This is a genomic window from Stenotrophomonas sp. P5_B8, assembly GCF_054049855.1.
The window spans coordinates 1-10,368 of the sequence record NZ_JBFULO010000120.1; the positions used below are offsets into that span (position 1 = coordinate 1).

The window sequence follows — 10,368 nt, forward strand, 5'->3', positions numbered from 1 at the left end:
ACCCAGTCTCGCTCGGCAAAAGCGATCGCCGGCTCAGGACGGGCAATCAGCCAGATGGTCAGAATTGTGGTCACGATCAGCGTGGCCTGCGCTGCCATCGCGATCGGGCGACGCCAAAGCGGGATATCCCGCATCGCCTTGGAAGAGGCCCGAGGACGCTGGAGCGGCGGAAGCGACGGCCCATGGACGCCAAATACTTCGAGTGGCTGCGGAACGCCCTTGAAGCGCCAGCGTCCAAACGACTTCCATTTCAAGCCATTGCCGGTCTCTCCTAGTCTGTCCACGAGTCGTCGCACCATCGACTCGGCAGTGGAGGACACCAATATCTGGCCGGGACGCGCCAGCTGCATCAGCCGGGCCGCCATCGGTTTGGCCAGGCCCTCCACTTCGACAGCCTTGGCACCGAACGCCACGRCTTCAGCGCTGTTGTTCCACAGGATCACCTCGCCCACATGCAGGCCTGCGCGCGCGCGTATCGGGATGCCGCACTGATCGCCCAACCGCTGCAGGTTGTGTTGGTAATCCAGCGCAAACCCCAGCGCATCAATCGCCCGATCAAACAACAGGAACAGCCCATCGGAGCGGTCGATCTGCTGCCCATTCCACTGCTGCTGCAACGTCAGCACCAACCGGTCGTGCTGCTGGAATAGCTCGGCGGCGGCCGCATCGCCAATCCGCTCGACCAGGATCAACGAATCGCACAGGTCGGTAAACAACAACGCCCGCATCTGCGGTGCCTGGGTCGACGTTCCGTTGTCGCCATTCATGCCGTTCTTCCCGCGTCAGGGTATGACGGTCGCGGCACKCGACCAGTGCAGCCGGTTGCCGCCCAGGCGCTTGGCCTGGTACAGCGCGTTGTCGGCGCGAGCGTACCACTCGCTCCAGTCGGTATGGGGCTCGAGCAGGCGCACGCCGATGCTGACCGGACAGACGTGGGGCACGCCGTGGGCGCGGTCCATCAGGCCGTGCACGGCGCTGAGGATGAACTCGGCGGCGTGCTGCAGGCTGTCCTGGTCGGCGCTGCGCAGCAGCAGGCAGAACTCGTCGCCGCCCAGCCGGCAGGCCATGTCCCGTTCGGTGGCCACCGAACGCAGGATATTGGCCACGCTCTGCAGCACGCGGTCGCCGGCCTGGTGGCCGTATTCGTCGTTGACCTGCTTGAACCGGTCGCAGTCGATCAGCAGCAGGCCTTGCGGGGGGCCGTCGTCGTGGCTGCGGCATTCCTGCAGGTACAGCGCCAGGCCGCGGCGGTTGTGCAGGCCGGTCAGCTCGTCGGTGCGCACCAGCTCGCGCGTGTGGGTGAGCTGGTGGGTAGTGACGTAGAGGTTGTCCAGCGCGGTTTCCAGGTCGTGGTTGCGCCGGCGCAGCTGCCGGATCAGGACCTGTTCGTTGCTGACCACGCGCATGATCGTGCGGCGCAGGAAATAGGCGATCAGGCCGGGGTCGCGTTCGACCAGCCGCTGGAAATCGCCGTTGCCCAGCTCCAGCACGACGCTGTCGGCCACGGCGCGGGCATCGGCGCTGCGCGGGTGGTCGCCGATCAGCAGGCCGAGTTCACCGAAGAATTCATTGCGCCCCAGCGACTTCACCAGCAGGTCTTCGCCGAAGTCCAGTTCGATGCAACCGCTGACGATCACATACATGGTGTCGCCGGGTTGACCCCGATGGAACAGGTGGTCACCCTGGGGCAGGAGGCGCTCCTGGCCGAACTCGGCGAACAGGTCGAATTCGCTCGGGCTCAGGATGGCGTGCACGATCTCAGCCATCGCCGTCTGGGCGATGCCTGGTTCCTGTTCGCACACATTCGCCGCCGCAACCTTGCCGGTCATCCCGTGCACCCGCTTCCCAGCGTTCCCCCGGTGAGCGGATGAGGATAGCACCCCTAAAAACTGTGCGCCTCATCCCATTTCAGAGCACGGACGCCGTACTTTTTCGACCGGCCCGGCACATCCCCCTTCCATACGCGCTCCGGATCGGCCAGCGGCCACCGGATCCACGCGGCGCCGGCCGTCGAGCGGTCCGAACAAGGCGACGGGCGGTCTCGTTGCCGCCCGTCACGCCGGCCTTCCCTGGCCGCCCTTAGGGGAGCTGCAGGCGCCGGTCAGGCCGCGCGCTCGGCGTTGAACTGCTCTTCCTCGGTCGAGCCGGTCAGCGCGGTGGTCGAGGACTGGCCCTGCTGAATGGCCTGGGTGACCGCGTCGAAGTAGCCGGTGCCGACCTCGCGCTGGTGCTTGACCGCGGTGAAGCCGCGATCGGCGGCGGCGAACTCGGCCTCCTGCAGCTCCACGAAGGCGCTCATCTGGCGGCGCGCGTAGCCGTGGGCCAGGTTGAACATGGAGTAGTTCAGGGCGTGGAAGCCGGCCAGGGTAATGAACTGGAACTTGTAGCCGTATGTGGCGATTTCCTTCTGGAAGGTCGCGATGGTGGCGTCATCCAGGTTCTTCTTCCAGTTGAAGCTGGGCGAGCAGTTGTAGGCCAGCAGCTTGCCGGGGAACTTGGCATGGATGGCCTCGGCGAACCTGCGCGCGAACTCCAGGTCCGGCTTGCCGGTCTCGCACCAGATCAGGTCGGCATAGGGCGCATACGCCAGGCCGCGGCTGATCGCCTGGTCCAGGCCGTTGCGGGTGCGGTAGAAGCCTTCCGGGGTGCGCTCGCCGCTGGCGAAGGGCTGGTCGTTGGGGTCGATGTCGCTGGTCAGCAGGTCGGCGGCCTCCGCGTCGGTGCGGGCCACCAGCAGGGTCGGCACGCCCATCACGTCAGCGGCCAGGCGCGCGGCGTTGAGCTTTTCGATGGCCTCGCGGGTGGGCACCAGCACCTTGCCGCCCATGTGCCCGCACTTCTTCACCGAGGCCAGCTGGTCCTCGAAGTGCACCCCGGCCGCGCCGGCCTCGATCATCGCCTTCATCAGTTCGAAGGCGTTGAGCACGCCGCCGAAACCGGCTTCGGCATCGGCCACGATCGGCTGCAGGAAGTCGATATCGTCCTTGCCCTCGGCATGGTGCAGCTGGTCGGCACGCAGCAGCGTGTTGTTGATGCGCTTGACCACCGCCGGCACCGAGTCGGCCGGGTACAGCGACTGGTCGGGGTACATCTGGCCGGCCAGGTTGGCGTCGGCGGCCACCTGCCAGCCGGACAGGTAGATGGCATTCAAACCGGCCTTGACCTGCTGCATGGCCTGGTTGCCGGTCAGCGCGCCAAGCGCGTTGACGAAGTCTTTTTCCTGCAGGTAGGTCCACAGCTTTTCCGCGCCCAGCCGGGCCAGCGAATGCTCCACGTGCACGGTGCCGCGCAGGCGCACCACGTCGGCGGCGGTGTAGTTGCGCTGGATGCCCGCCCAGCGCGGGTCGGTGTTCCATTCGTGCTGGATCTGTTCGGCGGTCGGCAGCGTGCTCATGGCGTTTCTCCAGGGGGGAATACGTTGAATGGGTGAAGCGATGCTGGAGGCGGGCGGTACAGGTCAGTCCAGACGGTCGTAAGCGGGCAGGGTCAGGAAATCGGTGAGTTCATCGCGGCGGCTGAGCTGCGCCAGCAGCGCGATGGCTTCGTCGATGCGGGCGGCACCGGGCAGCGCACTGCGGTCGCCAAGGCGTGCGGGAAGCTGGGCCAGGGTGGCGTCGAGCAGGGGCAGGTCGATGGCGGTGCCGTCGTCGAGCTGCTGGCCGGGCACGTGCAGCCACTGCCACAGTTGGCTGCGGCTGATCTCGGCGGTGGCCGCGTCCTCCATCAGGTGGTGGATCGGCACGCAGCCGTTGCCGTCCAGCCACGCGGCCAGGTAGCGCACGCAGACTTCCACGTTGCCCTCGAAACCGGCGCGGGTGATGGTGCCGGTGGGCGCGGCGATCAGCGCATCGCGCCCCACCTGCACATCCCGGCGCAGTACCGCGTGCTGGTTCGGCCCGGGCATGTGTTCGTCGAAGATCGCCTGTGCCACCGGGATCAGCGCCGGATGCGCCACCCAGGTGCCGTCGTGGCCGGCGGTGACTTCGCGCAGCTTGTCCGCCCGCACCCGCGCCATCGCCTGTTCGTTGGCGGCGGCATCGTGGTTGATCGGGATCTGCGCGGCCATGCCGCCCATCGCATGCGCGCCGCGGCGGTGGCAGGTGCGGATCAGCAGTTCCGAATAAGCCTTCAGGAACGGCTGGGTCATGGTCACCTGGCCGCGCTCGGGCAGCACCTTGTCGGCGTGGCGGCGGAAGGTCTTGATGTAGGAAAAAATGTAGTCCCAGCGCCCACAGTTCAGGCCGACGATGCGGTCGCGCAGCGCATGCAGGATCTCGTCCATCTCGAACACCGCCGGCAGTGTTTCGATCAGCACCGTGACCTTGATCTGCCCGTGCGGCAGGCCGAGCATGCCTTCGATGTGCGACAGCGCGGTCTCCCACAGCGCCGCCTCTTCCATGCTCTGCAGCTTGGGCAGGTAGAAGTACGGGCCGCGCTGTTTGCACATCAGCGTGCGCGCGTTGTGGAAGGCGAATACCGCCGCATCGAACAAGCCACCGGCGATTGGCTGGCCGTCGATGCGCACGTGCTTTTCGTCCAGGTGCCAGCCGCGCGGACGTACGATCAGCACGGCCTGTTCGTTGAACGGACGCAGCGCGTACTGCTTGCCCGGCTTGCCGTCCACCGACGGGCCGGTGTGGGTCAGATCGCCGCGCACCGCGCCGATCAGCGCCTGCTGGCCGGCCAGCAGGTTGCGCCAGGCCGGTGCGGTGGAATCCTCGAAGTCGGCCATGAACACCTTGGCCCCGGAGTTCAGCGCGTTGATGACCATCTTCGGGTCGGTCGGGCCGGTGATCTCCACGCGGCGGTCCTGCAGCGCGTCCGGCAGCGGGGCGACGGTCCAGTCTTCATTGCGGATCTGCGCGGTGTCGGCGCGGAAGTCCGGCAGCCCGCCGCCATCGAAGAACGCCTGGCGCGCCACCCGGGCCTGCAGCCGGCGCTGGCGCTCGGGCTCCACCGCACGGTGCAGCGACACCAGCAAGGCCAGTACCCCCGCCGGCAGCAACGCGGACTGGCCGGCGAGCTGGGTGGTCAGCGTGATCCCGGGGGTGGCGGGGGCATCGGCCGGGGTGGGCTGGGCAGTGGCGAAAGCGGCGACGGCGGACATGGCGGGCTCCTGCAATGCGGTAGGGCTTCACCGTGCGCCGCCGTACCGTATTTGACAAAACAGTTATCGCAATGCATTACATAAGGTGAGCTTATACTCGTGACACCATGCCCACACCGCGCCCGCCAAGTCCCCGGTTTTCCTACAAATCCGATCGGCTCAAGCCGCTGCGGGCGTTCTGCCAGACCGTCCGGCTGGGTTCGGTCTCGCGTGCGGCTGAGGCGCTTTTCGTCAGCCAACCGGCCATCAGCCAGCAATTGCAGGCGCTGGAGCGCGAAGTGGGGGTGGTGCTGTTCGAGCGCAGCGGGCGCCGGCTGGTGCCCAGCCGCGAAGGCCAGCTGCTGTTCGAGATGGCCCAGCCGCTGGTGGAGAACCTGGACGGGCTGGAGGCCAGCTTTCGCGACAAGGTGAAGGGGCTGGACGCGGGCGAACTCAACATCGCCGCCAACAGCTCGACCATCCTGTACCTGCTGCCGCGCATCGTGGAGCGCTTCCGCCAGCGTCACCCGGACGTGCGCCTGACCCTGCACAACGCGATCAGTGCCGACGGCACGGAACTGCTGCGCAGCGATGCGGCCGACCTGGCGGTGGGCTCGATGACCGACGTCCCGGCCGACCTGAGCTATGCGCCGGCCTACCGTTTCGAGCAGGTGCTGATCACCCCGCCCGACCACCCGCTCACACGGGTGAAGGAACTGACCCTGGAGGCGATCTCCGCCTATCCGCTGATCCTGCCACCCAAGCGCCAGATCACCTACCGACTGGTGGACCAGGTGTTCCAGCGCCAGCGCATGCCCTACACCGTGGCGCTGGAAGTGGGCGGCTGGGAGGTGATCAAGCAGTATGTGGCGATGGGCATGGGCATCTCGATCGTGCCGGCGTTGTGCCTCAACGATGCCGACCACGACAAGCTGCTGACGCGCTCGATGAGCGCCTGGTTCCCCGAGCGCAGCTATGGGGTGATCGTGCGCCGTGGACGCTTCCTGTCGCCGCAGGCGCGCGCCTTCATCGACCTGATCCAGCCGGACCTGTTCACGCCGCGCAGCTATGATGAAAGCGGTCATTCCGAGCGCTGACGCAGGCCCCTTCCATGCCGATCGAACTGCGCCACCTGCGCTACTTCCTGGCCGTCGCCGACACCCTGCATTTCGGCCGCGCGGCCGAGCGCCTGGGCATGTCGCAGCCGCCGCTCAGCCAACAGATCCGCCAGTTGGAAACCCTGCTCGGTGCGCGCCTGTTCCTGCGCGCCAATCGCCGCGTGGAACTCACCGATGCCGGCCGCGTCCTGCAGGAGCAGGCACGTGAGGTGCTGGCCCGGGTCGACACCGCGATTGATCTGACCCAGCGCGCGCAACGCGGCGAAACCGGCGAGCTGCGCATCGGGCTGACCCGTGCCACGCCGCTGTCCACGCAGATTCCCCGGGCGATTTTCGCCTACCGCCAGCAGTTTCCGGAGGTGCAGTTGAAGCTGCGCGAGATGAACACGCTGCAGCAGATCGATGCGCTGATGGCCGGCGAGCTGGACGTCGGGCTGATCCGCAAACGTGCTTTGCCGGCACCGTTGATGTCGCGCAAGCTGTTCAGCGATCCACTGGCGCTGGTGGTGCATGGCCAGCATCCGCTGGTACGCGGTCTGGCCGCCGACGCACCAGTGGCATTGCGGCTGTTTGCCCATGAGCCGTTCGTGGGTTTCCTGCGCGAGGTCGGCGCGGGCATCCACGATCATTTCATCGCATTGTGCCGCAGCGCCGGCTTCACCCCGCGTATCGTGCAGGAAGCCGGTGAGGCCTCGACGTTGATCAGCCTGGCCGCCTCCGGGCTGGGCGTGACGGTGCTGCCATCCTCGTGCAGCCATATCCAGGTCGACGGTGCACGTTTTGTCGCCCTGAGCGACCGCGCCGCCAGTTCGGAAGTGCACGTGGCCTGCCGGCGCGGTGCGGCCTCGCCGCTGATCGCGCACTTCACCCGGCTGCTGCAGGGCGTCAGCGGCTGAGCGCGAGCGCGGCGGCGGCGGTCGGTTGCACGCGCTGCCGCAGCCGCCAGGCAATCGCGCCGCCGGCCACGGTCAACACGCCGACGAAGCCGCACACGCCCAGCCAGTCCCAGTGCGTGTAGAACACGCCGCCGATCACGCCGGCCACGCTGGAGCCCAGGTAATAGGCGAACAGGTACAGCGCCGAGGCTTCCGCGCGCATCGCCCCGGCACGGCTGCCGACCCAGCTGCTGGCTACCGAGTGCCCACCGAAGAAACCAAAGGTCACCAGCGCGATGCCCAGGGCCATGCAGCCCAGCCACGGCAGCGCCAGCAGCACGATGCCCAGCGCGATCAGCCCGTAGCAGATCGCCAGCACGCGGCTGCGACCATGCCGGTTGGCCTGCTGCCCCATCCACGCCGAGCTGAAGGTGCCCACCAGGTACACGCTGAAGATCAGCCCGACCACGGTCTGGCTCAACCCATAGGGCGGGGCGAGCAGGTGGTAGCCCAGGTAGTTGTAGAGGGTGACGAACACACCCATCAGCACGAACGCGGTGGCGAACAGCCACGGCAGCCCGGGATCGGCGAACAGACTGCGCCAGCGTGCCGGCAGTTCGCGCAGGCCGCCGCGACGGCTCTGGAAGTGGCGGGAGGGCGGCAGCTGGAACCACAGCAGCACGGTGCTCAGCAGCGCGATCGACGACACCACGCCGATGCCCCAGCGCCAGCCCCAGTGGTCGGCCACGATGCCGGCGATGAGACGGCCGCTCATGCCGCCGATCGCATTGCCGCCGATGTACAGGCCCATGGCCAGGCCCAGCGCGCGGCTGTCCATTTCTTCGGCCAGGTAGGTCATGCCCACCGCCGGCACGCCGCTCAGCGCGATGCCCAGCAGCGTGCGCAGCACCAGCAGGGTGGACCAGTCATCGACCATCGCCGTCGCCACCGACAACACGCTGGAGGCCAGCAGCGCGGCGACCATCACCCCGCGGCGGCCGATGCGGTCGGAGATCAGCCCGGCGATCAGCATCGACACCGCCAGCAGCCCGGTGCTCAGCGACAGGGTCAGCGCGCTGTTGGCTGCCGAGACGCCGAAGTGCCGGCTGAACTCGGGCAGCAGCGGCTGCACCGTGTAGAGCAGGCCGAAGGTGGAAAAACCGGCCAGGAACAGTGCCGCGGCGGTGCGCCGGAACGCCGGCGTGCCTTGCTGGATGTGGTCCGCAGCCGCTGCCGTGGCGGGGGCCTGGGGGCTGCGGGCGGGGACCGCTGCGGTGTCGCCATTCATGCCGGTAAGGCCCGTGTGTCCGGGCCGGAGTGAAGAGTCAGCGCTCAGGATAGGCAGCGCCGACAGGTCGATCCATAACCTGGACTGTCTGGATCGAGACGTCCGACATCTCGATTCAGATCACGCGCCGGGTTAGAGGGACTGCCAGGTCAGGCCCTCGCCGCGCCGGTAGTAGACCCGCGCGGCCTTGCCATACAGGGCGGAGGCATCCACCAGACCGAAATAGCGACCGTCGGCGCTGTTGCCACGGTGGTCGCCAAGCATCAGCACCTTGCCGGCCGGCACGGTCAGGCCGCTGATGTCCGGACCGCCGCCCTGGCCGAGGTCGAGCTGGGCCAGGTGCTGGCCGAAGTCCTCGATCTCGCCCGCGCCGGCCTCGGCCAGCGGCTGGCCGTTGAKGCTCAGGTGGCCCTCGTGCAGTTCCACCCGGTCACCGCCGACGGCGGCGATGCGCTTGATCAGGCGGATGCCGTCCACCGGCGAGTCGAACACCGCCACGTCGCCGCGCTGCGGCTGGCCGGTGTGCAGCAGTTCAACCGAGGTGAACGGCAGGCGCAGACCGTAGGCGCGCATGTCCACCACCACCCGGTCGCCCGGCATCAGGGTGTGCTGCATCGAGCCGCTGGGCACCTGGTAGTGGTTGGCCAGCGAGTCGCGTGCGGCCAGCAGCAGGCCGAGCATCACCGCCAGCGGGAGCGCTTCCTTCTTCAGCCAATGCAGCATCCGGTTCGGGGCAGCAGCGGTGGAACTATCCATGGCAGGGCGCTCTCAAGGGGTCTGGTTGTGACCGGCCGGCGGTGGCCAAGTTCCCGGTGGTTGGTGCAGAAGCTACGCGATATTTACGCGCGGAAGCGGCCACCGGCATGGCGGTTTTACGGGCCCCGGTCGCATCGTGGCGTCACCGCGCCGCAGGGCGCTTGTTCGAGGTGTTCCATGACCATCCTGATGATCCGGCACACGCCGCCTGGCGCGGCGCCGGATGCCGCGCCGGTGCCTGCCCGGGTCGCCGGGCACCGCCTGGCCTGCCGCGATTGCGACTCGCTGCCGGCGCTGGTGCGTTGCCTGCAGCGGGCCCAGCGCAGCCGTCCTGCCTTGGTGCTGATTGCCACGACCGCCGTCGATGGCCATCAGTGGGCGCGTTACGGCCAGGCGCTGCGCAGTGCGCTGGAGGCGTTGCCGGCGCCGTACATCGAGATGGCCAGCAACGACGACGACGCGCTGGATGACCACCTGCACCCGCAGCACGCACCGACCGCGCGGGTGGTGTGCAGCAGCGGCCGCGACGATGCCTGCCGGCTGTCGCTGGCGATCGCCGCGCGTCGCCTGCAGGTCGTGCCGGAGGGGGCCTGAGCCATGTCGATCTTCATCATTCGCGGGCCGGAAGCAGCCGGTCCGCTGATCCGCACCGCGCAGCCGTTGCCGGCACCGGTGTTGAAATCGCTGGTGCACCGTGCGATCGATGCCGGCACCACGGTGGCAATCCGCGCCTGCGGCTCCGAACAGGAACTGCTGGACGCGCTGCGCGTGGCCGACCACAGCCGCGGCGAGGTGACGCTGCTCGATCCGGGCGCCTGCGTAGGCAGCGTGCGCCTGCACCGGTTGCTGCCGCATCTGCACAATGTCTACGTGGAAGTGCACGACGATGACACCCGGACGCCGGAGGCGTGCCTGCCGGCGGACGTGGGCCAGCGTATCGGTGTGGCGCACGGGTACCGCGCGCAGAGTTACATGCATGCACTGGAGATCGCGTTGGACCATCTTGGGTGCAGCGAGATCGTGGAAGGCGTGCACGTGGGGACGTGAGGGGTATTGCCGCCACGCGGGGCGGTCGGTGGGTCGGGCACTGGGCCCCATRCCCTTTCCGGCGAATGTCCCCCGGCCTGGCGGCCTCCTCCTTGATTTTGCCCAGGCGCCTRCCGGCCGCTACGGGGCTCGGCTTGCGGTAATCAAATAGAAGCCAGGCGTTTTGACGCTGGTCGGTGGGTCGGGCGCTGGGCCCCA

General features: G+C 68.0%; 10 protein-coding genes. 4 read left to right on the forward strand and 6 right to left on the reverse strand.

The annotated features are described in order from the left end of the window. The 4 genes from ACXJKH_RS08920 to aceB form a co-directional block, all read right to left on the reverse strand. Positions 1-767, reverse strand: a 767-nt coding sequence (locus tag ACXJKH_RS08920) for a putative peptide modification system cyclase (RefSeq protein WP_457319156.1), incomplete at its 3' end; no start/stop codon positions are given. Between the two features lie 15 nt (positions 768-782). After that, positions 783-1,829 (reverse strand): GGDEF domain-containing protein, encoded by a 1,047-nt coding sequence (locus tag ACXJKH_RS08925; RefSeq protein ID WP_457319157.1) that lies wholly within the window; start codon positions 1,827-1,829, stop codon positions 783-785. Between the two features lie 272 nt (positions 1,830-2,101). Further along, entirely contained in the window at positions 2,102-3,394 is a 1,293-nt protein-coding gene (aceA, locus tag ACXJKH_RS08930; protein ID WP_256775257.1) for an isocitrate lyase, read from the reverse strand. 63 nt (positions 3,395-3,457) lie between these two features. After that, entirely contained in the window at positions 3,458-5,107 is a 1,650-nt protein-coding gene (aceB, locus tag ACXJKH_RS08935; RefSeq protein WP_457319158.1) for a malate synthase A, read from the reverse strand. A gap of 107 nt (positions 5,108-5,214) precedes the next feature. Between aceB and ACXJKH_RS08940 the strand changes: the two genes are divergently transcribed. Both ACXJKH_RS08940 and ACXJKH_RS08945 read left to right on the forward strand, forming a co-directional pair. Then, a complete protein-coding gene (locus ACXJKH_RS08940) occupies positions 5,215-6,183 on the forward strand; it encodes a LysR family transcriptional regulator (protein ID WP_457319159.1) in 969 nt (322 codons plus the stop codon). Positions 6,184-6,197: 14 nt separating this feature from the next. Further along, entirely contained in the window at positions 6,198-7,100 is a 903-nt protein-coding gene (locus ACXJKH_RS08945) for a LysR substrate-binding domain-containing protein (protein WP_457319160.1), read from the forward strand. Here the strand turns inward: ACXJKH_RS08945 and ACXJKH_RS08950 are convergent. Together ACXJKH_RS08950 and lepB are read right to left on the reverse strand one after the other, a co-directional pair. Continuing rightward, a complete protein-coding gene (locus tag ACXJKH_RS08950; protein ID WP_457319161.1) occupies positions 7,090-8,367 on the reverse strand; it encodes an MFS transporter in 1,278 nt (425 codons plus the stop codon). The two genes, ACXJKH_RS08945 and ACXJKH_RS08950, sit on opposite strands and share 11 nt — an antisense overlap. A gap of 132 nt (positions 8,368-8,499) precedes the next feature. Continuing rightward, complete coding sequence (lepB, locus tag ACXJKH_RS08955; RefSeq protein ID WP_457319162.1) at positions 8,500-9,123, reverse strand: signal peptidase I; 624 nt, start codon at positions 9,121-9,123, stop codon at positions 8,500-8,502. 177 nt (positions 9,124-9,300) lie between these two features. On the opposite strand from lepB, the gene ACXJKH_RS08960 reads away from it, so the two are divergent. After that, a complete protein-coding gene (locus tag ACXJKH_RS08960) occupies positions 9,301-9,717 on the forward strand; it encodes a hypothetical protein (RefSeq protein ID WP_457319163.1) in 417 nt (138 codons plus the stop codon). 3 nt (positions 9,718-9,720) lie between these two features. Further along, the gene (locus ACXJKH_RS08965) at positions 9,721-10,170 is read left to right on the forward strand and encodes a 3-dehydroquinate dehydratase (RefSeq protein ID WP_457319164.1); all 450 of its coding nucleotides are present in this window, start codon (positions 9,721-9,723) and stop codon (positions 10,168-10,170) included. Positions 10,171-10,368 lie beyond the last annotated feature (198 nt).